This window comes from Enterobacter sp. 5-4, from assembly GCF_000612205.1.
Taxonomy (GTDB): domain Bacteria; phylum Pseudomonadota; class Gammaproteobacteria; order Enterobacterales; family Enterobacteriaceae; genus Enterobacter; species Enterobacter roggenkampii.
Genome location: NZ_JFHW01000010.1, coordinates 260,284 through 284,458 on the forward strand (window position 1 = coordinate 260,284; position 24,175 = coordinate 284,458).

Here is a 24,175-nt window from a genome sequence, read left to right on the forward strand (position 1 = left end):
TGTGTTATGCTGTACTCGCTAAAGAGTACAAGAGGCAGCATAACATGACCCAGCATTCCCCGTATTCCTCGGCAATGGCCGAACAACGTCATCAGGAGTGGCTTCGTTTTGTGGAGCTGCTTCGCCAGTCTTACGAGCAGGATTTGCATTTACCCCTGATGCAGCTAATGCTCACGCCAGACGAGCGTGAGGCGCTGGGCACGCGCGTGCGCATCATTGAAGAGCTGCTGCGCGGTGAGATGAGCCAGCGCGAGCTGAAAAATGAGCTCGGCGCGGGCATTGCGACGATTACCCGCGGATCGAACAGCCTGAAGTCGGCGCCCGTTGAGCTGCGCCAGTGGCTGGAAGCGGTGTTGTTGAAAAACGCCTAACGATAGATCGCGTTATGAAACGGGCTTAACGCCAGGATCACCGCCTGGTGATAAACGCCTGAACGCGTCAGCGCACCGGCGGTAAAGACGCCAATCGCTCCTTCTTTACGGCCAATCTCATCAATGCCGGTGTACTGCGACATCACCGGCCCAAGCGCTTCACCCGCACGCACTTTTTCCAGAATGATCTCCGGCAGGGGCAGGGTGGCCGAACGCGCCTCGCCGCGCTGCTCGCGGCTTTCGATCACCACCCAGCTAAAGGTTGCGCCTTCGTCGATACCGGCTTCAATCGCCACCCAAAAGTCCGCATCCGGGGCCGCAGCTCTGGCATTTGCCACGCGATTTCGTGCGCCAGCGCGCGTTTCCTCGCTGCCAAACGGCTGTTCAGGAACGCCACTCTCGACGCCGATGGCCTCAATATGGCAGGATCCTGCGCCGAAGATCTCGTCAAATGCCCTTAGAATTGCCTGAATTTTGGCAGGATTAGTGGTAGCAGAGACAACATGGTGCATAATTAAGCTCGATTCAAAAAAAACTCATCGCAGTATAACGGAAAAAAAGCATGTTACAGGTATACCTTGTTCGCCACGGTGAAACGCAGTGGAACGCCGAGCGACGTATTCAAGGCCAGTCAGACAGTCCTCTCACTGAGAAGGGTGTGCAGCAAGCGTGGCAGGTGGCGGAACGCGCCAGAACGCTGGGCATTACTCACGTCATCACCAGCGACTTAGGTCGCACACAGCAGACGGCGCGCATCATCGCAGACGCCTGCGGCTGTGACGTCATGCTTGAGCCGCGCCTGCGCGAGCTGGATATGGGCGTGCTGGAAAAACGCCATATCGATACGCTGACGGAAACGGAAGAGGGCTGGCGCCGCACGCTGGTAAACGGTACCGAAGATGGCCGTATTCCTGAGGGCGAATCCATGCAGGAGCTCAGCGTACGTATGCATGCCGCCCTGGCGGAATGCCTGAAGCTCCCGGCAGGAAGCCGTCCGCTGCTGGTGAGTCATGGGATTGCGTTGGGATGCCTGGTGAGCACCATTCTGGGACTACCGGCTTACGCTGAGCGCCGTTTGCGTCTGCGCAACTGCTCTATTTCCCGAATTGATTATCAGGAAAGCGCGTGGCTGGCGTCAGGTTGGGTGGTGGAGATGGCAGGGGACATTTCGCATCTCGATGCCCCTGCGCTTGACGAACTGCAGCGTTAACGACGTATCGGAATCAAGAATTCCATACGCAGATTGATTGGGCCTTCTTCCGGTTTGGCATCCTGCGCCGGGTAGTAGCGCTCAATGTCCTGACCTTTACGGCGATTCAGATTCAGCATCGGCATGCAGGTTCCGTAAACGGTCAGGATGAACTCCTGAACGCCCGTTCCCAGCCCTTCATAGGCGAACATCACGTATTCACCGCCTTCCAGCACGACAGGTTTTGAACCCTGAATGTAGCCATTGGCCATCTCTGGCGTCAGCGCGGTGGTGTAGAACACCTCCTGCTCGTCGTCCTTTTCCTGGCTTGGGTGCGTTTCGTTGAGACCATACAGAATAGGCGGGATCGCCGGTGCGTGGCTCAGGAAGTCGCGCCAGAACTGGACGCGCATCTGATGACGGAACTCGGAAATCTGCTCCAGCGAACAGGAGTAGCTCTGCGTCGTGCCGATCAGATGGGTTTCCGGCAGGGTAATAATTTCATACTTCGGCATCGCGAACTCGCCCAGACGCAGCGGCGGACGCATGCCAAACGAGCTCCAGTCAGGCGAGCGACGATACAGCGCTGGCGTCAACGAGAACTGTTTTTTAAAGGCGCGGGTGAAGGTCTGCTGCGAATCGAAACGATATTGCAGGGCAATATCCAGAATCGGGCGCGCGGTCAGGCGCAGAGCCACAGCAGATTTCGATAAACGACGTGCGCGAATATAGGCCCCGATAGCATGACCGGTGACATCCTTGAACATCCTTTGCAGATGCCACTTGGAATAGCCTGCTTTAGCCGCCACATTATCCAGTGACAAAGGCTGGTCGAGATGACCTTCCAGCCAGGTGAGCAGGTCGCGAATAATTCCAGCCTGATCCATATACTATCCTCATCCTTAAAACAGCAGGTGCCTGATAACAGGTTAGCGGATAATAGCATTTTTTGATGTTTTAGCATTCAGTGTTTTTTTTGCGCTTTCATGCTTTTTGTAGGGCATTATGGGTAAATATATTCTAATCCTGTGATCTTGCTACATTTTTGTCTAAAGTGTTGAATAATCGCTCAGTGTAATTTTAAAGAATGGTAACAATATGAAATACAAGACTTTGCTCTTCACCGCGCTGATGTTGATGGCCGGGCGCGTGGCACAGGCGGAACAGATAGGTTCTGTCGACACCGTGTTCAAAATGTTTGGCCCGGACCACAAAATCGTGGTCGAGGCGTTTGACGATCCGGACGTGAAAAACGTCACCTGCTATGTCAGCCGTGCGAAAACGGGCGGTATCAAGGGCGGTCTGGGGCTGGCGGAAGACACCTCCGATGCGGCGATCTCTTGTCAGCAGGTGGGCCCGGTTGAATTGAGCGATAAAATTAAAAACGGCAAAGCGCAGGGCGACGTGGTATTCCAGAAACGAACCTCTCTGGTGTTCAAAAAGCTGCAGGTTGTGCGTTTCTATGATGCCAAACGCAATACGCTGGCTTACCTGGCCTATTCCGATAAAGTGGTAGAAGGTTCACCGAAAAACGCGATCAGCGCGGTGCCGATTATGCCGTGGCAGTAATTCAGGGATGAATCATGCAACAACCTGTGGTCTGGCTGGTTGAAGACGAAACCAGTATCGCCGATACGCTGATCTACATGCTTCAGCAGGAAGGATTCGCGGTAAAGGCGTTTGAACGCGGCTTACCCGTGTTGGAGGAGGCGCGGCGGCAGGTTCCGGCGCTCGCCATTCTGGATGTCGGACTGCCCGACATCAGCGGGTTTGAGCTTTGCCGTCGGCTGCTGGCGCAGCATCCCTCGCTGCCTGTGCTGTTTCTGACGGCGCGCAGTGATGAAGTCGATAAGCTGCTTGGCCTGGAAATGGGCGCTGATGACTACGTTGCGAAACCTTTCTCCCCTCGTGAAGTCTGCGCCCGGGTGCGGACGATTTTGAGGCGCATGCAAAAATCCGCTGTACCGTCAGAAACGTTGCGTATCGGGCAGTTTGAACTGAACGAACCTGCCGCGCGAATCAGCTGGTGCGGGGAAGCACTGCCCCTGACCCGCTACGAATTCTTGCTGCTCAAAACCTTGTTACAGGCACCCGGGCGGGTCTTTTCGCGTCAGCAGCTCATGGACAAGGTATGGGGTGAAGACGGCGACAGCTTCGATCGTACCGTGGACACCCACATCAAAACCCTGCGCGCCAAGCTGCGGGCGGTGAACGAGGAACTGTCCCCCATCAGCACCCATCGCGGTATGGGCTACAGTCTGGGCCTTTACTGATGCGCATTGGGATGCGGTTGTTGCTGGGATATTTCCTCATCGTGGCCATTGCCGCGTGGTTTGTGCTGTCGATCTTTGTTCAGGAAGTGAAGCCCGGCGTGCGCAGGGCAACCGAGGGCACGTTAATCGATACCGCGACCCTGTTGGCCGAAATCGGACGTGATGATTTGCTTTCGGGTCATGCGCAGCAGGGCAAGCTGGCACAGGCCTTTTCCCAGCTTCATCAGCGCCCTTTCCGCGCCAATATCGGCGGGATCCATAAAGTGCGTAACGAGTATCACGTCTACATGACCGATGCGCAGGGCCGCGTCGTGTTTGATTCCGCCGGTCTGGCCGTGGGGCAAGATTACTCGCGCTGGAACGATGTCTGGCTGACGCTTCGCGGCGAATACGGCGCGCGCAGTACCCAGAGCCATCCCGACGATCCGGAGAGCACGGTGATGTATGTTGCCGCGCCGGTTGTGGATCAGGGCAAGATTATCGGCGTGCTGTCCGTGGGGAAACCGAACAGCGCGATGGCGCCGGTGATTCACCGCAGCGAGCGACGGATACTGTGGGCAGGCGGGGCGCTGCTCGGCATTGCCCTGCTGATTGGCCTCGTTGTGGCATGGTGGATCAATCGATCTATCGGTACGTTATCGCGCTATGCCGACTCGGTGACCACGGATACACCTCTCCCGCTGCCTAATCCTGGCAGCAGCGAACTGCACAAGCTGGCCCAGGCGCTGGAGAATATGCGCATTCGCCTTGAAGGGAAAAACTACATTGAACGCTATGTCCATGCGCTGACCCATGAGCTGAAAAGCCCCATCGCCGCTATACGCGGCGCGGCAGAAATTCTCTCCGAGCAGCCACCGCCGCAGGTTGCCGCGCGGTTTATCGATAATATTCTGGTGCAAAATGCGCGCATGCAGTCGCTGGTTGAAAAGCTGCTCACTCAGGCGCGGCTTGAAAATCGGGTCGAGATTACGCCTCAGACCGTCCGCGTCGATCTGCTGTTTACGCGGCTTGCCGATGCGCGCTCGGCGGTGTTGGCGGCAAAAGAGATTGCGCTGACCCTCCAGCCCGCTTCGCTTCATGTTGAAGGCGATCCCGATCTGCTCGAACAGGCGCTCGGCAATTTGCTGGATAACGCTATCGATTTTACCCCGCAGGGCGGTGCTATTGAACTGGCGGCCCGGGAGGTGCACGGGCAGATACAGCTTCTCGTCACCGACAGCGGAAACGGGATCCCGGATTATGCGCTGGAGCGAATTTTTGAGCGTTTTTATTCCCTGCCGCGCGAGAACGGGTTGAAGAGCAGCGGGCTCGGGTTGGCGTTTGTCCAGGAGGTGGCGCGTCTGCATCAGGGAGAGGTTACATTGCGTAATCGTGATGAAGGTGGCGTGATGGCCACGCTGAGACTTCACCGTCCCTTCACATAACTTCAAACTGACCCCACACAGCCTGGTTACGCTCTCCTCATCACAAAGGAGACGTAATGATGAAATCCCCCCTGTTCTGGAAAGTCAGCACCCTGCTGGGGTGCATTCTGCTGCTGTTAGTTCCGCTGTTTATGGTGAGTAACCTCATTTCAGAGCGTGAAAGCTACCGTAACGATGTCGAAAATACGCTTCGCCAGAGTACCAGTGGACCGCAAAAACTGGTCGGCCCGCTGATTGCTATCCCGGTGACGGAGATCTTCTACAAGTTAGAGGATGAGAAGAACGTCGAATACAAGAAAAGCTATATGCGCTTTATCCTGCCTGAGTCTCTGCTGGTTGAGGGTAACCAGCACGTTGAGTCCCGAAATATCGGTATTTATGACGGGCAGATCTGGAACACTAAACTCAACATAAAAGCGCGGTTCAACACCGAAAAAATCACGCAGCTGAAAGGGGAGGCGATGACCCTGGGGCAGCCGTTTATCGTTGTTGGCGTGGGCGACGCTCGCGGTATTGGCACGGTGAACGTCTCCAGTATCAACGGTGAGACGCTGGGCGTAGAGCCGGGTTCAGGCGTGTATGGGGGGCTTTCCGGGATTCATATCCCGCTGACGGACAAAGCGCTGGAGCCAAAAACGTTTGTCATGGAGATGTCGCTGAATCTGGCAGGCACGGGAAGTTTTGCCGTGGTGCCTGTGGGACGTAACAGTGAAATGGCGCTGAACAGCAACTGGCCACATCCAGGCTTTATGGGTAACTATCTGCCGGTGAAGCACAAAATTGGTGATTCCGGTTTCCAGGCGAACTGGCAGAGCAGCTGGTTTGCGAACAACCTTGAGAGCTGGTTCAACGGCAGTGAATCTCCGGCGTGGGAGTCGATCCCCGCTTTCAGCGTCACGGTGGCCACGCCCGCCGATCAGTATCAACTGACTGACCGGGCGATAAAGTACGCTATTTTACTGATTGCGCTGACGTTTATGGCCTTCTTTGTTTTCGAAACTCTGACCGGGCTGCGCCTACACCCGATGCAGTATCTGCTGGTGGGGCTGTCGCTGGTGCTGTTCTATCTGGTGCTGTTGGCGCTGTCAGAACACGTCGGCTTTACGCCAGCCTGGGTTGTTGCAAGTCTGGTTGGCGCGGCGATGAACGGGATGTACCTGCGGGCTGTGCTGAAAAGCTGGAAGCGTAGCGGGCTGTTCGTGCTGGCCCTGCTGGGGCTGGACGTGGTGATGTGGTTCTTGCTGCGCTCGGAGGATAGCGCGCTGCTGTTGGGGTCAGCGGTGCTGGCGCTGGCACTGTTCGCCGTGATGTACCTGACCCGACATCTCGACTGGTATTCACTTTCACAGCCGAAGCGGCCTGAGCCACCTGCATCGCCGGATGACGATACGATGCGGATCTGGAAATAAAAAAAAACGGCGCAAATGCGCCGTTTTTTATTGCGTTAACTGCGGGATTACTCCTGCAGGTCACCGCAGAAACGGTACCCTTCGCCGTGGATCGTGGCGATGATTTCCGGCGTATCTGGTGTAGATTCGAAGTGCTTACGAATACGACGGATGGTGACGTCTACGGTACGGTCGTGCGGCTTCAGCTCACGGCCGGTCATTTTCTTCAGCAGCTCTGCACGGGACTGGATCTTGCCCGGGTTTTCGCAGAAGTGCAGCATCGCGCGGAATTCACTGCGCGGCAGTTTATACTGCTCGCCGTTCGGGCTAATCAGCGAACGGCTATTGATATCAAGTTCCCAGCCGTTGAATTTGTAGCTATCGACGCTACGACGCTCTTCGCTGACCGTGCCCAGGTTCATGGTGCGGGACAGCAGGTTGCGTGCACGAATGGTTAACTCGCGAGGGTTGAACGGCTTGGTGATGTAATCATCCGCACCGATTTCCAGGCCAAGAATTTTATCAACTTCGTTGTCACGGCCCGTCAGGAACATTAACGCGACGTTCGCCTGCTCGCGCAGTTCGCGCGCCAGAAGAAGACCGTTTTTGCCCGGCAGGTTAATATCCATGATCACCAGGTTGATATCATTTTCAGAAAGGATCTGATGCATCTCTGCGCCATCGGTCGCTTCAAAGACATCGTAGCCTTCTGCTTCGAAAATGCTCTTTAACGTGTTGCGTGTTACCAACTCGTCTTCAACGATAAGAATGTGCGGGGTCTGCATGTTTGCTACCTAAATTGCCAACTAAATCGAAACAGGAAGTACAAAAGTCCCTGACCTGCCTGATGCATGTCGCAAATTAACATGATCGGCTTAACGTGACTAAAGTACGTAATTGCGTTCTTGATGCACTTTCCATCAACGTCAACAACATCATTAGCTTGGTCTTGGGTACTTTCCCTTTGGACCCGACAGTGTCAAAAACGGCTGTCATCCTAACCATTTTAACAGCAACATAACAGGCTAAGTGACACCAGACACCCAATAAAACTACGCTTCGTTGACATATATCAAGTTCAATTGTAGCACGTTAACAGTTTGATGAAATCATCGTAGCCGAATGCTAGCCTTTGTCACAATTTTTCAATAAACCAACTAGTTGCGGACATTGATTTATAAACGAAGCGAATCCAATCAGAATAGAGTATTCATGTTACTATTATCATTATAAAACATAGGGATAATAGTGTTCTGTTAACATTCTAACTGATTGTTCAGACACAGAATAGTTTAGCGTTTTTAATTTGTTATGAAACGCTATTTCGGTGATTTGTGTTGCAATTTTGTAAATTCGCGCTGCGTAATATGTTGAAGTGCATCACATTTTTACCGGCTAACTGATTAAAAAGAGAGCATAAATGCATCTGTCGATTGTACTGGTTGCACCAGCCAGAGCAGAAAATATAGGCGCAGCGGCGCGTGCGATGAAGACCATGGGTTTTACCGATTTACGTATTGTGGACAGCACGGCCCATCTGGAGCCAGCCGCCCGGTGGGTGGCGCACGGTTCGGGAGATATTCTCGATAATCTAACCACTTACGCTACGCTTGCCGACGCGCTGCATGACATTTCGTTTACCGTTGCAACCACCGCGCGCAGCCGGGCGAAGTTCCACTATTACGCCACGCCTGCTGAACTGGTACCCATGCTCGAAGAGAAAAGCCAGTGGCTGGAGAAAGCCGCGCTGGTATTTGGACGTGAAGATTCCGGATTAACCAACGAAGAGCTGGAATTGGCGGACGTTCTTACCGGTGCGCCGATGGTGGCCGATTATCCTTCCCTGAATTTGGGCCAGGCGGTCATGGTCTATTGCTATCAATTAGCCTCCCTAATGCAAATCCCTCAACCTCAGCCAGAAGCGGCAAATGAAAATCAGCTGGCCGCGCTGCGAACTCGCGTGCAGGGGCTGTTATCGAGCCTTGGCGTCGCGGACGATCAGAAAATGGCCGACTGGCTGCAGCAGCGTCTTGGTCGTCTTGAGCAACGGGACACCGCCATGTTGCACCGTTTGCTGCACGATATTGAAAAAAAATTGACCGAGTAAAATACTGCCATAAGTTTTTATTATGGCGAATAAGTCTGCCTGAACGGGTTGCGTTTGGGGGAATTGGATGAAAATAAAGCGGTACGCAGCGGGACGTGAGAGTCTTCCGAAATGTGATCAAATTAAAAATCCATTGACTTAAGGGGCCCGATCCTTTAACCCTAAAAGAATACAGCACAGACAGATAATAATGACAGAGTACACAACATCCATGAAACGCATCAGCATCACCACCATTACCACAACCATCATCATTACCACAGGTAACGATGCGGGCTGACGCGTACAGGAAAAACAGAAAAAAGCCCGCACCTGAACAGTGCGGGCTTTTTTTTCGGCTAAAGGAAACGAGGTAGAACCATGCGAGTGTTGAAGTTCGGCGGTACATCAGTGGCAAATGCAGAACGTTTTCTGCGTGTTGCCGATATCCTGGAAAGCAACGCCAGGCAGGGGCAGGTTGCGACCGTGCTCTCTGCCCCGGCAAAAATCACGAACCATCTGGTGGCGATGATTGAAAAAACCATCGGTGGCCAGGATGCACTTCCGAACATCAGCGACGCAGAGCGTATCTTCGCTGACTTACTGCAAGGCCTGGCAGAAGCGCTGCCTGGCTTCCCGCATGCGCAGCTGAAGTCTTTTGTTGAACAAGAATTCGCGCAAATTAAACATGTCCTGCACGGCATCAGCCTTCTCGGTCAGTGCCCGGACAGCATCAATGCAGCGCTGATTTGTCGCGGTGAAAAACTCTCTATCGACATCATGGCCGGCGTGCTGGAAGCGCGCGGCCATAGCGTGACCGTGATCGATCCCGTTGAAAAACTGCTGGCGGTGGGCCACTACCTCGAATCCACCGTTGATATTGCCGAATCAACCCGCCGTATCGCCGCCAGCAAAATTCCCGCTGACCACATGATCCTGATGGCAGGCTTCACCGCCGGTAACGAGAAGGGCGAGCTGGTGGTGCTGGGCCGTAACGGTTCCGACTACTCCGCCGCCGTGCTGGCCGCCTGTTTACGCGCGGACTGTTGTGAGATCTGGACTGATGTTGACGGCGTGTATACCTGCGATCCGCGCCAGGTACCGGACGCCAGGCTGCTGAAGTCGATGTCGTACCAGGAAGCGATGGAGCTTTCCTACTTCGGCGCCAAAGTGCTTCACCCGCGTACCATCTCCCCGATTGCCCAGTTCCAGATCCCTTGCCTGATTAAAAACACCGGTAACCCGCAGGCGCCGGGTACGCTGATTGGCGCGAGTACCGATGAGGACGGACTGCCGGTGAAAGGCATCTCCAACCTGAACAACATGGCGATGTTCAGCGTCTCGGGTCCGGGGATGAAAGGGATGGTCGGCATGGCGGCACGCGTGTTTGCGGCCATGTCCCGCAACGGTATTTCGGTGGTGCTGATCACCCAGTCATCCTCCGAGTACAGCATCAGCTTCTGCGTGCCGCAGGCTGACTGCCTTCGCGCCCGCCGCGCGCTGGAGGAAGAGTTCTATCTGGAGCTGAAAGAAGAATTGCTGGAGCCGCTCGCGATTCAGGAGCGTCTGGCGATCATCTCCGTGGTGGGCGACGGTATGCGCACCCTGCGCGGTATTTCCGCTAAGTTCTTTGCCGCGCTGGCGCGCGCCAATATCAATATCGTGGCGATTGCCCAGGGCTCGTCAGAGCGTTCAATTTCTGTTGTTGTGGATAACGACGATGCCACCACCGGCGTTCGTGTGGTTCACCAGATGCTGTTCAACACCGATCAGGTTATCGAGCTGTTCCTGATTGGCGTGGGCGGCGTCGGCGGCGCGCTGCTGGAGCAGGTGAAGCGTCAGCAGGAATGGCTTAAGAAGAAACACATCGATCTGCGCGTCTGCGGGATCGCGAATTCCAGAGCGCTGCTGACCAACGTCCACGGCCTGAACCTGGAAAACTGGCAGGCCGAGATGAATGAGGCAAAAGAGCCGTTCAACCTGGGGCGCCTGATCCGTCTGGTAAAAGAGTATCATCTGCTTAACCCGGTCATCGTCGACTGTACCTCGAACCAGGCGGTGGCCGACCAGTACGCGGACTTCCTGCGCGAAGGTTTCCACGTGGTGACGCCGAACAAAAAGGCCAACACCTCGTCGATGGATTACTATCACCAGCTGCGTCTGGCGGCGAGCAAGTCGCGCCGCAAGTTCCTCTACGACACCAACGTGGGGGCAGGCCTGCCGGTTATCGAGAACCTGCAGAACCTGCTTAACGCGGGCGATGAGCTGCAGCGTTTCTCCGGCATTCTCTCCGGCTCGCTGTCGTTTATCTTCGGCAAGCTGGATGAGGGGATGAGCCTTTCGGAGGCCACCCGCGCCGCGCGCGAGCTGGGCTATACCGAGCCGGATCCGCGTGACGATCTTTCCGGCATGGACGTGGCGCGCAAGCTGCTGATCCTCGCGCGCGAAACGGGCCGTGAGCTTGAGCTTTCCGACATTGTGATTGAGCCGGTCCTGCCGGCAGAATTTGACAGCAGCGGTGACGTCAGCGCCTTTATGGCCAGGCTGCCGCAGCTTGACGACGCGTTTGCCGCCCGCGTGGCGAAAGCCCGTGATGAAGGTAAGGTATTGCGCTATGTTGGCAACATTGAAGAAGATGGCGTGTGCCGGGTGAAGATTGCCGAAGTGGATGGCAACGACCCGCTGTACAAAGTCAAAAACGGCGAAAACGCCCTCGCGTTTTACAGCCACTATTATCAGCCACTGCCGCTGGTGCTTCGCGGCTATGGCGCAGGGAACGACGTTACGGCGGCGGGTGTCTTTGCCGATCTGCTGCGTACCCTGTCATGGAAGTTAGGAGTTTAACATGGTCAAAGTTTATGCCCCGGCTTCCAGCGCGAATATGAGCGTCGGATTTGACGTGCTGGGTGCGGCGGTGACGCCGGTAGACGGTTCGCTGCTGGGCGATACGGTGACGGTGGAAGCGGCAGACAGCTTCAGCCTGAATAACGTGGGCCGCTTCGCCAGCAAACTGCCGTCTGAGCCACGCGAGAATATCGTCTATCAGTGCTGGGAGCGTTTCTGTCAGGAGATCGGTAAAAACGTGCCGGTCGCCATGACGCTGGAAAAAAGTATGCCGATTGGCTCCGGGCTGGGTTCCAGCGCCTGCTCGGTGGTCGCCGCGCTGGTGGCGATGAACGAGCACTGCGGCAAGCCGCTGAACAACAACCGCCTGCTTGCCTTAATGGGCGAGCTGGAAGGGCGTATCTCCGGCAGCATTCATTATGACAACGTCGCGCCATGCTTCCTCGGCGGCATGCAGCTGATGATCGAAGAAAATGGCATCATCAGCCAGCAGGTGCCAGGGTTTGATGAGTGGCTGTGGGTGCTGGCCTATCCGGGTATCAAGGTATCAACCGCGGAAGCGCGTGCGATCCTGCCCGCGCAGTATCGCCGTCAGGACTGTATCGCCCACGGGCGTCATCTGGCGGGCTTTATCCACGCCTGCTACACCCGTCAGCCGCAGCTGGCGGCCAAACTGATGAAGGACGTCATTGCCGAGCCGTACCGCACGAAGCTGCTGCCCGGCTTTAACGAGGCGCGACAGGCGTCCATGGATATCGGCGCGCAGGCGTGCGGCATCTCCGGCTCCGGCCCGACGCTGTTCGCCCTGTGCGACAAGCCTGACACTGCGCAGCGCGTGGCGGACTGGCTCTCTAAACACTACCTGCAAAATCAGGAAGGCTTTGTTCATATTTGCCGTCTGGACACGGCTGGCGCACGAGTACTGGGATAATTAATGAAACTCTACAACCTTAAAGATCATAACGAGCAGGTCAGCTTCGCGCAGGCGGTGACTCAGGGACTGGGCAAAAATCAGGGGCTGTTTTTCCCGCATGACCTGCCGGAATTCCAGCTGACCGAGATTGATGACCTGCTGAAGCAGGATTTTGTCACCCGCAGCACCAAAATTCTGTCCGCGTTTATCGGCGATGAAATTCCGCAGGAGCTGCTGGAAGAGCGCGTACGCGCGGCATTCGCCTTCCCGGCGCCGGTTCAGCAGGTTGAGCCTGATGTTGGCTGCCTGGAGCTGTTCCACGGTCCGACGCTGGCGTTCAAAGACTTCGGCGGCCGCTTTATGGCGCAGATGCTGACCCACATCAGTGGCGACAAGCCGGTGACCATCCTGACCGCGACCTCCGGGGATACCGGCGCGGCGGTAGCCCACGCGTTTTACGGCCTGAAAAACGTCCGCGTGGTGATCCTCTATCCGAAAGGCAAAATCAGCCCGCTGCAGGAGAAACTGTTCTGCACCCTCGGCGGCAACATTGAAACCGTGGCAATTGACGGTGATTTCGATGCCTGCCAGGCGCTGGTCAAGCAGGCCTTCGACGACGAAGAGCTGAAGGTGGCGCTGGGTCTGAACTCCGCCAACTCCATCAACATCAGCCGTCTGCTGGCGCAGATCTGCTACTACTTCGAAGCGGTGGCGCAGCTGCCGCAGGACGCGCGTAACCAGCTGGTGATCTCCGTGCCGAGCGGTAACTTCGGTGACCTGACGGCAGGCCTGCTGGCGAAATCCCTGGGGCTGCCGGTGAAACGCTTTATCGCCGCCACCAACGCCAATGACACCGTGCCGCGCTTCCTGAAAGACGGGAAGTGGGCGCCGAACGCCACGCAGGCGACCCTCTCCAATGCGATGGATGTGTCTCAGCCGAACAACTGGCCGCGCGTGGAAGAGCTGTTCCGCCGTAAGATCTGGCGTCTGGGCGACCTGGGCTATGCTGCGGTGACGGATGAAACCACCAAATCCACCATGCGCGAGCTGAAGGCGGTGGGGTATACCTCTGAACCGCACGCGGCGATTGCTTACCGCGCGCTGCGCGATCAGCTTAATCCGGGTGAATACGGCCTGTTCCTGGGAACCGCACATCCGGCGAAGTTCAAAGAGAGCGTGGAGGCGATCCTGGGCGAAACGCTGCCGCTGCCGAAAGAACTGGCCGAGCGTGCCGACCTGCCGCTGCTGTCCCATGAGCTGCCGGCGGACTTTGCGGCGCTGCGTAAGCTGATGATGACCCGCGCGTGATTTTTGTCGGGTGCGGCTACGCCTTACCCGACCTACAACTGATGATGACGCGTGCGTGATTGTATTGCCCGGTGGCGGCTTCGCCTTACCGGGCCAACAAAGACGAACAAACCGTAGGCCGGGTAAGCGAAGCGCCACCCGGCTTTTTTTGTGAAGAAATTAAGGAGAAAAATAGCAGGGAAAAAGCAGAAATTCTCAATAAATGCGGTCACTTAGCGTTTAGGATTGCAGAGAATAACATCCCCCGTTCCCCTCGCGTACTCTCCTTACAACGGCCCACGTTGGGCAACGATAATAAGGAGTCACCGATGTCAAAACTGAAACCTGCGCTGATTGCGCTTTCACTGATGCTGGTCGCTCCCATGGCGGTTCAGGCATCTGAAATTACCCTCGTACCTGCGGTCAAACTGCAGATTGGCGACCGGGATAATAACGGGCACTACTGGGACGGTGGCCGCTGGCGCGACCATGACTGGTGGAAGGCGCATTATGACTGGCGCGATAACCGCTGGCGTCCTCACGATGAGCATCGCGAGCATGACCATCATCATGACGATCATCGTCCAGGTCCGGACTGGAAACACCACTAATGCAAAACCCCGCCAGCCGGCGGGGTTTGTTTTTACTGCTCGTGGCGCTTAAACACCAGTTCGCCTTTCCCCGACGCTTCTTCGTCAAAGAAATAGCCTTCGCTGTTGAAGGCGGTTAGCTGCTCCGGCTTCGTCAGGCGGTTCTGAATGATGTAGCGGCTCATCAGACCGCGCGCTTTCTTGGCGTAGAAGCTGATCACTTTGAACTTGCCGTTTTTCTCGTCGAGGAACACCGGCTTGATGATGTCGGCATCCAGCTTTTTCGGCTTCACCGACTTGTAGTATTCATCGGACGCCAGGTTAATCACTACGTTATCGCCCTGCGCGCGCAGCGCCGCATTCAGCTTATCGGTGATGATATCGCCCCAGAAATGGTACAGGTCTTTGCCTTTGGCATTCTCCAGACGAATCCCCATCTCCAGACGGTACGGCTGCATCAGATCCAGCGGGCGCAGTACGCCGTACAGGCCCGACAGCATGCGCAGATGCTGCTGGGCAAAATCAAAATCGGCTTCGCTAAAATCTTCCGCCTGCAGGCCGGTGTACACGTCGCCTTTAAATGCCAGAATCGCCTGACGAGCGTTAGCCGGGGTGAAATCCGGGTGCCACTCGTGAAAGCGGGTCGCGTTCAAATCGGCCAGCTTGTCGCTGATGCTCATCAGCGAGGCGATTTGCGGTGCTGAGAGCTTACGCGCTTCGCGGATCAGCTGTTGCGAGTAGTCCAGCAGTTCAGGCTGGGTATAGCGCTCGGTGGCGAGCGGGCTCTGGTAGTCGAGCGTTTTTGCAGGTGAAATCAGAATCAGCATATCCAGTCCTTGCAGGAAATTTAGAGCGACTTTAGCAAAAAATCGCCCTGAATTGATCGATAGCTGTTATTGCCGTGGCAAATCATCCCACGTGCCGGGGGCAAGCTGCGCCTTGATATCGGGATAGCGGGCGGGATCAAAGACCGGCGGAACGCCGAGTTTGCGCTGGCGCAGATAGTCTCTGGCAATCAGGGTAACCACGGGCGAGAGCAGCAGGATCGCCGTGAGGTTAGTGATTGCCATCAGCGCCATAATGATATCGGCCAGCTGCCAGACCAGCGGCATACTGAGCAGGGAGCCTGCTACCACCATCAGGATAACCCCAAGACGCAGGGTTCCGATCGCGGCGCGGGAGTCGAGTTTCAGGAAAATAAGGTTATTTTCGGCGTAGAGGTAATTCACCACAATCGAGCTGAAGGCAAACAAGATCAGGATGAGCGAGACAAATCCGGCTCCCCAGCCTCCGGTCAGGTTCACCAGCGCCTGCTGGAGAAGCTGTATCCCGACGGTTCCCGACGCGTGGGGTACGGGGCCTGCCAGCAGCAAAATCATGGCGCTGGCGGAACAGATAATAATGGTATCGGTAAAGACGCCAATCATTTGCACAATACCTTGTGCGGCCGGGTGTGGCGGCCAGGAAGAGGCGGCGGCTGCCGCGTTGGGGGTTGACCCCATACCGGCTTCATTGGAGAACATGCCCCGCTGAAAACCCGCCATCAGCGCCTGGCTGAAGGTGTAGCCCAGCGCGCCGGATGCCACTTCGCGCCAGCCGAAGGCGCTTTTGACGATGGTGGCAAGCACGCCCGGCACCTGGTCGAGATGCAATACGGCGACGAACAGGCTCGCGGCAACCCAGAGCAGCGCCATAATGGGCACCAGCCACTGCATCAGGCGAGCGATACCCTTGAGACCGAATGAAATGGTAAGCAGAACGATCGAAGCTAAAGCGAGACCCGCGAGCCACTCGGGGCAGGAGAAGGCATAGCGCATGGCATGGGCGACCGAGTTCGCCTGGACGGTATTAAAAATAAGACCGTACGCGAGCAGTAAAAAAAGCGAGAACAGGACGCCCATCCAGCGCATCCCCAGGCCACGCGCCATGTACCAGGCTGGACCACCGCGAAACTGGCCGCGCTTATCTTTCTCTTTATAGAGTTGCGCAAGCGAACTTTCGGCAAAGGAGGTGGCCATACCGAGAAGTGCCGTCATCCACATCCAGAAGACCGCGCCTGGCCCACCGGCGCTGATGGCCAGTGCTACCCCCGCCAGATTCCCGCTGCCCAGGCGTGCCGCAAGGCTGGTACAGAGCGCCTGAAACGACGTTAATCCGCCCGGCTGGGGCGTGACGCTGTTTTTCAGACTTCTGCCAAACTTGCGAATATAGCGAAACTGGATAAACCCACTGCGTAGCGTAAACCAAATACCTGCTCCCAGAAGCAGGTAAATCATTATCGAACCCCAGAGGACTTCGTTAATAAAGAAAAAGAAATCAGGCATTAACGTCCCTCTTGTTGATGCCAACGTGAATATGTAAGCGCTACCACTGATTGGGCATGCTGTTGCTTAGCAGCCTGTTAATATTCTGAGTTTATCATACTCTGCCTAAGCGCACTGTCTGCGGTTGCGCTACCCCTCCGTCGTGTTATCATCAGGGCAGACCGGTTACATCCCCCTAACAAGTAAACCTGTCATTTTTCCGCTGCAGGCATGCTGTCGGTAGCGTGAATTATCCAGGGCACGTTAAAAGAGAAACACTATCATGACGGATAAATTGACCTCCCTTCGTCAGTTCACCACTGTCGTAGCTGACACCGGAGATATCGCGGCAATGAAGCTGTACCAGCCGCAGGATGCCACAACTAACCCTTCTCTGATCCTTAACGCCGCACAGATCCCTGAGTATCGCAAACTGATTGACGAGGCTGTGACCTGGGCGAAAGCGCAGAGCAACGACCGCGCGCAGCAGGTTGTGGACGCTACTGATAAACTGGCCGTGAACATCGGTCTCGAGATCCTGAAACTGGTTCCGGGCCGTATCTCTACCGAAGTGGACGCGCGTCTCTCCTACGACACCGAAGCGTCTATCGCGAAAGCAAAACGTCTGATCAAACTGTACAACGATGCGGGCATCAGCAACGATCGTATCCTGATCAAACTGGCTTCTACCTGGCAGGGTATCCGCGCGGCAGAGCAGCTGGAAAAAGAGGGTATCAACTGTAACCTGACCCTGCTGTTCTCCTTCGCGCAGGCGCGTGCATGTGCAGAAGCTGGCGTATACCTGATTTCTCCGTTCGTGGGCCGTATTCTGGACTGGTACAAAGCCAACACCGATAAGAAAGAGTACGCACCGGCTGAAGATCCAGGCGTGATTTCTGTGACTGAAATCTACGAATACTACAAACAGCATGGCTATGAGACTGTGGTTATGGGCGCAAGCTTCCGTAACGTCGGTGAAATCATCGAGCTGGCTGGCTGTGACCGCCTGACCATCGCGCCAGCGCTGCTGAAAGAGCTGGCAGAAAGCGAAGGCACCCTGGAGCGTAAACTGTCCTACACCGGTGAAGTGAAAGCACGCCCAGAGCGCATCACTGAATCCGAGTTCCTGTGGCAGCACAACCAGGATCCAATGGCGGTAGACAAGCTGGCGGACGGTATCCGTAAGTTTGCTGTTGACCAGGAAAAACTGGAAAAAATGATCGGCGACCTGCTGTAATCATTCCGCGTGACCGGGCTCCCGGTCACGCGACTGCTTTCGTACCCTGTCTGAATTTCCTCTCTGCGTGTATCATTCCCTTTAATCAGTACTCTTTGAATGGAATGGATATGAATACCTTACGCATCGGCTTAGTGTCGATTTCTGACCGCGCCTCCAGCGGTGTTTACCAGGATAAAGGCATCCCCGCTCTGGAAGCGTGGCTGGCCAGTGCACTGACTACCCCGTTTGAGATCCAGACTCGCCTTATTCCCGACGAACAGCCGATTATCGAGCAGACCCTGTGTGAGCTGGTGGATGAGATGAGCTGTCACCTGGTGTTAACCACCGGCGGAACCGGGCCCGCGCGCCGTGATGTGACGCCGGACGCGACGTTGGCGATTGCCGATCGTGAAATGCCGGGCTTCGGCGAACAGATGCGCCAGATCAGTCTACACTTTGTCCCGACGGCCATTCTTTCCCGCCAGGTAGGGGTGATCCGCAAGCAGGCGTTGATTCTGAACCTCCCGGGGCAGCCGAAGTCGATCAAAGAGACGCTGGAAGGGCTAAAAGCGGAAGACGGCAGCGTCATCGTTCACGGCATCTTTGCAAGTGTACCGTATTGTATACAGCTGCTTGACGGCCCGTATGTCGAAACTGATGAGAAAGTGGTAGCAGCTTTTCGTCCTAAAAACGCGCGTCGCGAAACAATCTCCTGAAATTAATCAATATGTGACATAAGCTGAAGCGGCGATAGCGTGGTAACGGTTTTACGGTATAGTAATTTTTTCTTTACGATTGCTGTAAAAATAAATCCACAATACACGCATAATGGTTCGCTATGTCACATAACACCCGACCTCTGAATCGACAGGACTATAAAACCCTCACGCTCGCGGCCTTAGGCGGTGCGCTGGAGTTTTACGATTTCATTATCTTCGTCTTCTTCGCTGCCGTAGTGGGGGAGCTCTTCTTCCCGGCAGATATACCGGAGTGGCTGCGTCAGGTGCAAACCTTCGGCATTTTTGCTGCCGGGTATCTGGCGCGTCCGCTGGGCGGCATTATCATGGCCCACTTTGGCGATCTGGTCGGGCGTAAAAAGATGTTTACCCTCAGCATCCTGCTGATGGCGGTACCCACGCTGGCCATTGGTCTGCTGCCCACCTATGCCTCGATGGGCATTCTCGCGCCGTTGCTGCTGTTGCTGATGCGCGTGCTTCAGGGCGCGGCGATTGGCGGTGAAGTGCCGGGCGCGTGGGTGTTTGTCGCAGAGCATGTTCCGGCGCGCCGCATTGGTATCGCCTGCGGAACCTTAACCGCGGGGCTGACCATCGGGATCCTGCTCGGCTCGGTGGTCGCCACCATTGTGAATACCAGCATGACGCAGCAGGCCGTACACGACTGGGGCTGGCGTATTCCGTTCCTGCTGGGTGGGGCGTTTGGCCTGGTGGCGATGTACCTGCGCCGCTGGCTGCAGGAGACACCGATTTTCCTGGAGATGCAGCAGCGTAAAGCGCTGGCGCAGGAGCTGCCGGTGAAGGCGGTTGTGGTACGTCATAAAAAGGCGGTGGTGGTGTCGATGCTGCTCACCTGGCTACTCTCGGCCGGGATTGTGGTGGTGATATTGATGTCTCCGGTGTGGCTGCAAAAGCAATACGGTTTCGCCCCAGCCGTGACGCTACAGGCAAACAGTATTGCGACAATCATGCTCTGCTTTGGCTGTCTGGCCGCCGGGCTGGCGGCAGATCGTTTCGGGGCCAGCGTTACCTTTATTGTCGGCAGCCTGTTACTGGCCGCTTCAAGCTGGGCGTTTTACCATCTGGCTGGCAGCCATCCTGAACAGTTGTTCCTGCTGTACGGCGTGGTAGGGTTGTGCGTGGGCGTTGTCGGCGCGGTGCCTTACGTCATGGTGCGCGCGTTCCCGCCGGAGGTTCGCTTCACCGGGATCTCATTTTCCTACAACGTGTCGTATGCCATTTTCGGTGGGCTGACGCCGATTGCGGTGACGGTCCTGATGAGCGTCTCTCCCATGGCTCCGGCCTGGTACGTGCTGGCGCTGTCGGTGATGGGGCTGGTATTGGGATTTTGGCTTCGTCAGGCGGGGGGATGTCGTGCCCGCGAGGCGGGCACGACAGAGGGATCAGTGTTTTTCACCAATCGGTAGAACGGTGCGGTCAAACTGCTCGTTCAGCACTTCACCCATTGCCAGGTAGATAGCGCTTGCGCCGCAAACCAGACCAATCCAGCCGGCAACGTGAACGATGCCTTCGTTATCCACCAGGTGACCGATTGCCAGCAGGGCAAACAGCACGGTCAGGCTCAGGAAGACGAACTGCAGCATGCGGTTGCCTTTCAGGGTACCGAAGAACATGAACAGGGTGAAGACGCCCCACAGGCCCAGGTAGACGCCCAGGAAGTGGGCGTTTGCCGCGTCTGCCATGCCCATTTTAGGCAGCAGCAGAATGGCGACCAGGGTCAGCCAGAAAGAACCGTAAGAGGTGAAGGCGGTTAAGCCGAAGGTATTGCCTTTCTTATATTCCAGCAGGCCCGCAAAGATTTGCGCGATACCGCCATAAAAAATGCCCATCGCCAGGATGATGCCATCCATCGGGAACATCCCGATATTGTGCAGGTTCAGCAGAATAGTGGTCATGCCAAAACCCATCAGGCCCAGCGGAGCCGGATTAGCCAACTTAGTGTTGCCCATAAGTCCTCAAAAAAATCATCATTAATATGGTGAAATGGTTAAACCCGCGTCAGTTCTCCCTGACGGGGCGCGGCATCATAATGGGCGCAATCGATGGCGTCTATGATCTCATCAGGGTGAAATTAAAATTTTTTTTATGCTTGCCCCTTGATGGATGCCGTCGCGACCCCATCTTGTAGTCAACCGCAGTGTGTGGACCTGAAAAAAATCAAATCTGGGCAGTTGAAAAAGCACGTTCTGCCCTTATTACAGGTACACAACCACATGTTGACTGAATTTTTAGTGGAGACGTTTAGATGGGTAAAATTATTGGTATCGACCTGGGTACTACCAACTCTTGTGTAGCGATTATGGATGGCACTACTGCACGCGTGCTGGAGAACGCCGAGGGCGATCGCACCACGCCTTCTATCATTGCTTATACCCAGGACGGTGAAACTCTGGTTGGTCAGCCGGCTAAACGTCAGGCAGTGACAAACCCGCAAAACACTCTGTTTGCGATTAAACGCCTGATCGGTCGCCGCTTCCAGGACGAAGAAGTTCAGCGTGACGTTTCCATCATGCCTTACAAAATCATCGCGGCAGATAACGGCGATGCATGGCTTGATGTGAAAGGCACCAAAACAGCACCACCGCAGATTTCTGCTGAAGTGCTGAAAAAAATGAAGAAAACCGCAGAAGATTACCTGGGTGAGCCGGTAACTGAAGCTGTTATCACCGTTCCTGCCTACTTCAACGATGCTCAGCGTCAGGCAACCAAAGATGCTGGCCGTATCGCAGGTCTGGAAGTAAAACGTATCATCAACGAACCAACCGCGGCTGCTCTGGCTTACGGTCTGGATAAAGAAGTCGGCAACCGTACTATCGCGGTTTACGACCTGGGTGGTGGTACCTTCGATATCTCTATTATCGAAATCGACGAAGTTGACGGCGAAAAAACCTTCGAAGTTCTGGCAACCAACGGTGATACCCACCTGGGTGGTGAAGACTTCGATACCCGTCTGATCAACTACCTCGTTGACGAGTTCAAGAAAGATCAGGGCATTGACCTGCGTAACGATCCGCTGGCTATGCAGCGCCTGAAAGAAGCCGCTGAGAAAGCGAAGATCGAACTGTCTTCCGCTCAGCAGACCGACGTGAACCTGCCGTACATCACTGCAGACGCGACCGGTCCTAAACACATGAACATCAAAGTGACCCGTGCGAAACTGGAAAGCCTGGTAGAAGACCTGGTGAACCGTTCTATCGAGCCGCTGAAAGTTGCTCTGCAGGACGCTGGCCTGTCCGTGTCTGATATCAACGACGTTATCCTCGTTGGTGGCCAGACCCGTATGCCAATGGTGCAGAAGAAAGTGGCTGAGTTCTTTGGTAAAGAGCCACGTAAAGACGTTAACCCGGACGAAGCAGTGGCTATCGGTGCTGCGGTTCAGGGTGGCGTACTGACCGGTGAAGTGAAAGACGTACTGCTGCTGGACGTTACCCCGCTGTCTCTGGGTATCGAAACCATGGGCGGTGTGATGACTGCGCTCATCAACAAAAACACCACCATCCCAACCAAGCACAGCCAGGTGTTCTCTACCGCTGAAGACAACCAGTCTGCGGTAACCATCCATGTGCTGCAGGGTGAGCGTAAGCGTGCGGCAGATAACAAATCTCTGGGTCAGTTCAACCTGGACGGTATTAACCCGGCACCGCGCGGCATGCCACAGATCGAAGTCACCTTCGACATCGATGCTGACGGTATCCTGCACGTGTCTGCGAAAGACAAAAACAGCGGTAAAGAGCAGAAGATCACCATCAAGGCATCTTCTGGTCTGAACGAGGCGGAAATCGAAAAAATGGTTCGCGATGCCGAAGCTAACGCGGAATCCGACCGTAAGTTCGAAGAGCTGGTTCAGACCCGCAACCAGGGTGACCATCTGCTGCACAGCACCCGTAAGCAGGTTGAAGAAGCAGGCGATAAACTGCCAGCGGAAGACAAGACTGCTATCGAAGCTGCACTAAGTGCGCTGGAATCCTCACTGAAAGGTGAAGATAAAGCGGACATCGAAGCGAAGATGCAGGAACTGGCACAGGCTTCTCAGAAGCTGATGGAAATCGCTCAGCAGCAGCACGCTCAACAGCAGGCGGGCGCTGACGCTTCGGCGAACAATGCGAAAGACGACGACGTTGTCGACGCTGAGTTCGAAGAAGTTAAAGATAAAAAATAATCGCCCTGATGCAGGGTAATTAATCGGCACGGGCGTAGGAGAACTCTCCACGCCCGTGCTCGCATGTTAAGGGGCTTAAAAAAACCAATGGCAAAGCAAGACTATTACGAGATTTTAGGCGTTCCGAAAACTGCGGAAGAGCGTGAAATCAAAAAGGCGTATAAGCGCCTGGCCATGAAATTCCACCCGGACCGTAATCAGGGTGACAAAGAGGCTGAAGCCAAATTTAAAGAGATCAAAGAAGCCTACGAAGTCCTGACCGATGCACAAAAACGTGCGGCCTATGACCAGTACGGTCACGCAGCCTTTGAACAGGGCGGCATGGGCGGCGGTGGATTCGGTGGCGGCGGCTTTGGCGGCGGTGCCGACTTCAGCGATATCTTTGGCGATGTCTTCGGCGACATCTTCGGCGGTGGGCGTGGTCGTCAGCGCGCGGCGCGCGGCGCGGACCTGCGCTACAACATGGATCTGACGCTGGAAGAGGCCGTTCGCGGTGTTACCAAAGAGATCCGTATTCCGACGCTGGAAGAGTGTGACGTCTGCCACGGCAGCGGCGCGAAAGCGGGTACCCAGCCTCAGACCTGTCCAACCTGTCACGGCTCCGGCCAGGTCCAGATGCGTCAGGGCTTCTTCGCGGTACAGCAGGCCTGTCCGCACTGTCACGGTCGCGGTACGCTGATTAAAGATCCGTGCACCAAATGCCACGGCCACGGTCGCGTTGAGAAAACCAAGACCCTGTCCGTTAAAATCCCGGCTGGCGTGGATACGGGCGACCGCATCCGTCTGGCGGGTGAGGGTGAAGCTGGCGAACACGGCGCACCGGCAGGCGATCTGTACGTTCAGGTGCAGGTGAAACAGCACGCTATCTTCGAGCGCGAAGGGAACAACCTGTACTGTGAAGTGCCGATCAACTTCGCGATGGCGGCTCTCGGCGGCGAAATCGAAGTGCCGACGCTGGATGGTCGCGTCAATCTGAAGATCCCGGGCGAGACCCAGACCGGTAAGCTGTTCCGCATGCGCGGGAAAGGCGTTAAATCCGTTCGCGGTGGTGCGCAGGGCGACCTGCTGTGCCGCGTCGTCGTGGAAACGCCGGTTGGCCTGAACGATAAGCAGAAACAGCTGCTGAAAGAGTTGCAGGAAAGCTTTGGTGGTCCGACGGGTGAGAAAAACAGCCCGCGTTCCAAAAGCTTCTTCGATGGCGTCAAAAAATTCTTCGATGATTTGACCCGCTAATCCGTTAGCTGGTTTTTATCTTCAAAAAGCCCGGAAGCGATTCCGGGCTTTTTTTATTTACGGTTATTGCTCGGTAAAAGTGAATCTATACTCAATATTAATCTGTTTTTGCCGAGCTATTTGGCTTGGTATTATGGTTTT

At 55.6% G+C, this 24,175-nt stretch carries 24 protein-coding genes and 1 other annotated feature; of the genes, 18 read left to right on the top strand and 6 right to left on the bottom strand.

What is annotated here, in order from left to right; translation table 11 throughout:
* Nucleotides 1-44 precede the first annotated feature (44 nt).
* A complete protein-coding gene (gene trpR / locus AA74_RS0107460) occupies nucleotides 45-371 on the top strand; it encodes a trp operon repressor (protein ID WP_021240574.1) in 327 nt (108 codons plus the stop codon).
* Here trpR and yjjX read toward each other — a convergent pair.
* On the bottom strand, nucleotides 368-883 hold the full coding sequence (gene yjjX, locus AA74_RS0107465; protein ID WP_008502058.1) for an inosine/xanthosine triphosphatase: 516 nt from the start codon (nucleotides 881-883) through the stop codon (nucleotides 368-370). The two genes, trpR and yjjX, sit on opposite strands and share 4 nt — an antisense overlap.
* Nucleotides 884-933: 50 nt before the next feature.
* On the opposite strand from yjjX, the gene gpmB reads away from it, so the two are divergent.
* Nucleotides 934-1,581, top strand: a complete 648-nt coding sequence (gpmB, locus tag AA74_RS0107470; RefSeq protein WP_008502057.1) for a 2,3-diphosphoglycerate-dependent phosphoglycerate mutase GpmB — start codon at nucleotides 934-936, stop codon at nucleotides 1,579-1,581.
* On the opposite strand, the gene robA is transcribed toward gpmB, so the two are convergent.
* On the bottom strand, nucleotides 1,578-2,447 hold the full coding sequence (gene robA, locus AA74_RS0107475; protein ID WP_008502056.1) for an MDR efflux pump AcrAB transcriptional activator RobA: 870 nt from the start codon (nucleotides 2,445-2,447) through the stop codon (nucleotides 1,578-1,580). The two genes, gpmB and robA, sit on opposite strands and share 4 nt — an antisense overlap.
* A gap of 211 nt (nucleotides 2,448-2,658) precedes the next feature.
* Between robA and creA the strand changes: the two genes are divergently transcribed.
* The 4 genes from creA to creD are packed head-to-tail and all read left to right on the top strand — an operon-like array spanning nucleotide 2,659 to nucleotide 6,666.
* Nucleotides 2,659-3,129: a protein CreA gene (gene creA / locus AA74_RS0107480; RefSeq protein WP_021240573.1), complete on the top strand. Its 471-nt coding sequence runs from the start codon at nucleotides 2,659-2,661 to the stop codon at nucleotides 3,127-3,129.
* A 14-nt stretch (nucleotides 3,130-3,143) separates the two neighbouring features.
* Nucleotides 3,144-3,833, top strand: coding sequence for a two-component system response regulator CreB (gene creB, locus AA74_RS0107485; protein WP_021240572.1), 690 nt, complete (start codon nucleotides 3,144-3,146; stop codon nucleotides 3,831-3,833).
* Nucleotides 3,833-5,257 carry a two-component system sensor histidine kinase CreC gene (gene creC / locus AA74_RS0107490; RefSeq protein WP_025912141.1) on the top strand — a complete coding sequence of 475 codons (1,425 nt, stop codon included), beginning with the start codon at nucleotides 3,833-3,835 and terminating at the stop codon, nucleotides 5,255-5,257. The genes creB and creC overlap by 1 nt, the downstream gene beginning before the upstream one ends.
* A 56-nt stretch (nucleotides 5,258-5,313) precedes the next feature.
* Complete coding sequence (gene creD, locus AA74_RS0107495) at nucleotides 5,314-6,666, top strand: cell envelope integrity protein CreD (protein ID WP_021240570.1); 1,353 nt, start codon at nucleotides 5,314-5,316, stop codon at nucleotides 6,664-6,666.
* A 47-nt stretch (nucleotides 6,667-6,713) separates the two neighbouring features.
* Here the strand turns inward: creD and arcA are convergent, their stop codons facing one another.
* Nucleotides 6,714-7,430 carry a two-component system response regulator ArcA gene (gene arcA / locus AA74_RS0107500; protein ID WP_003856501.1) on the bottom strand — a complete coding sequence of 239 codons (717 nt, stop codon included), beginning with the start codon at nucleotides 7,428-7,430 and terminating at the stop codon, nucleotides 6,714-6,716.
* Nucleotides 7,431-7,525: 95 nt separating this feature from the next.
* On the opposite strand from arcA, the gene yjjY reads away from it, so the two are divergent.
* From yjjY to AA74_RS0107525, 7 genes are all read left to right on the top strand, one after another.
* A complete protein-coding gene (gene yjjY / locus AA74_RS1000000123375; protein WP_085928893.1) occupies nucleotides 7,526-7,666 on the top strand; it encodes a protein YjjY in 141 nt (46 codons plus the stop codon).
* Nucleotides 7,667-8,065: 399 nt separating this feature from the next.
* Nucleotides 8,066-8,752, top strand: coding sequence for a tRNA/rRNA methyltransferase (locus tag AA74_RS0107505; RefSeq protein ID WP_025912142.1), 687 nt, complete (start codon nucleotides 8,066-8,068; stop codon nucleotides 8,750-8,752).
* Nucleotides 8,753-8,963: 211 nt separating this feature from the next.
* Nucleotides 8,964-9,032 carry a thr operon leader peptide gene (thrL, locus tag AA74_RS1000000122715; protein WP_015572623.1) on the top strand — a complete coding sequence of 23 codons (69 nt, stop codon included), beginning with the start codon at nucleotides 8,964-8,966 and terminating at the stop codon, nucleotides 9,030-9,032.
* Nucleotides 8,971-9,088: a sequence feature (Thr leader region), on the top strand. Its footprint overlaps the gene before it by 62 nt.
* Nucleotides 9,089-9,112: 24 nt before the next feature.
* Nucleotides 9,113-11,575: a bifunctional aspartate kinase/homoserine dehydrogenase I gene (gene thrA / locus AA74_RS0107510; RefSeq protein WP_025912143.1), complete on the top strand. Its 2,463-nt coding sequence runs from the start codon at nucleotides 9,113-9,115 to the stop codon at nucleotides 11,573-11,575.
* A 1-nt stretch (nucleotide 11,576) separates the two neighbouring features.
* Complete coding sequence (gene thrB / locus AA74_RS0107515) at nucleotides 11,577-12,506, top strand: homoserine kinase (RefSeq protein WP_021240567.1); 930 nt, start codon at nucleotides 11,577-11,579, stop codon at nucleotides 12,504-12,506.
* Nucleotides 12,507-12,509: 3 nt separating this feature from the next.
* The gene (gene thrC / locus AA74_RS0107520; protein WP_023345407.1) at nucleotides 12,510-13,796 is read left to right on the top strand and encodes a threonine synthase; all 1,287 of its coding nucleotides are present in this window, start codon (nucleotides 12,510-12,512) and stop codon (nucleotides 13,794-13,796) included.
* 308 nt (nucleotides 13,797-14,104) lie between these two features.
* The gene (locus tag AA74_RS0107525) at nucleotides 14,105-14,386 is read left to right on the top strand and encodes a DUF2502 domain-containing protein (RefSeq protein ID WP_025912144.1); all 282 of its coding nucleotides are present in this window, start codon (nucleotides 14,105-14,107) and stop codon (nucleotides 14,384-14,386) included.
* 32 nt (nucleotides 14,387-14,418) lie between these two features.
* Here the strand turns inward: AA74_RS0107525 and yaaA are convergent, their stop codons facing one another.
* Both yaaA and AA74_RS0107535 read right to left on the bottom strand, forming a co-directional pair.
* Nucleotides 14,419-15,192: a peroxide stress protein YaaA gene (gene yaaA / locus AA74_RS0107530; protein ID WP_021240562.1), complete on the bottom strand. Its 774-nt coding sequence runs from the start codon at nucleotides 15,190-15,192 to the stop codon at nucleotides 14,419-14,421.
* Between the two features lie 66 nt (nucleotides 15,193-15,258).
* Entirely contained in the window at nucleotides 15,259-16,689 is a 1,431-nt protein-coding gene (locus tag AA74_RS0107535) for a sodium:alanine symporter family protein (RefSeq protein ID WP_025912145.1), read from the bottom strand.
* Between the two features lie 262 nt (nucleotides 16,690-16,951).
* On the opposite strand from AA74_RS0107535, the gene tal reads away from it, so the two are divergent.
* The 3 genes from tal (at nucleotide 16,952) to AA74_RS0107550 (ending at nucleotide 20,048) form a co-directional block, all read left to right on the top strand.
* A complete protein-coding gene (tal, locus tag AA74_RS0107540) occupies nucleotides 16,952-17,905 on the top strand; it encodes a transaldolase (protein WP_008502045.1) in 954 nt (317 codons plus the stop codon).
* 110 nt (nucleotides 17,906-18,015) lie between these two features.
* A complete protein-coding gene (gene mog / locus AA74_RS0107545) occupies nucleotides 18,016-18,603 on the top strand; it encodes a molybdopterin adenylyltransferase (protein WP_008502044.1) in 588 nt (195 codons plus the stop codon).
* A gap of 122 nt (nucleotides 18,604-18,725) precedes the next feature.
* Nucleotides 18,726-20,048, top strand: a complete 1,323-nt coding sequence (locus AA74_RS0107550) for an MFS transporter (protein ID WP_025912146.1) — start codon at nucleotides 18,726-18,728, stop codon at nucleotides 20,046-20,048.
* Here AA74_RS0107550 and satP read toward each other — a convergent pair.
* Nucleotides 20,025-20,591 carry an acetate uptake transporter gene (gene satP, locus AA74_RS0107555; RefSeq protein WP_008502042.1) on the bottom strand — a complete coding sequence of 189 codons (567 nt, stop codon included), beginning with the start codon at nucleotides 20,589-20,591 and terminating at the stop codon, nucleotides 20,025-20,027. The two genes, AA74_RS0107550 and satP, sit on opposite strands and share 24 nt — an antisense overlap.
* 296 nt (nucleotides 20,592-20,887) lie before the next feature.
* Here satP and dnaK point away from each other — a divergent pair, with 296 nt between their 5' ends.
* Both dnaK and dnaJ read left to right on the top strand, forming a co-directional pair.
* Nucleotides 20,888-22,801: a molecular chaperone DnaK gene (gene dnaK / locus AA74_RS0107560; RefSeq protein WP_008502041.1), complete on the top strand. Its 1,914-nt coding sequence runs from the start codon at nucleotides 20,888-20,890 to the stop codon at nucleotides 22,799-22,801.
* 87 nt (nucleotides 22,802-22,888) lie between these two features.
* The gene (gene dnaJ / locus AA74_RS0107565; RefSeq protein ID WP_008502040.1) at nucleotides 22,889-24,034 is read left to right on the top strand and encodes a molecular chaperone DnaJ; all 1,146 of its coding nucleotides are present in this window, start codon (nucleotides 22,889-22,891) and stop codon (nucleotides 24,032-24,034) included.
* The last annotated feature ends 141 nt before the right edge of the window (nucleotides 24,035-24,175 follow it).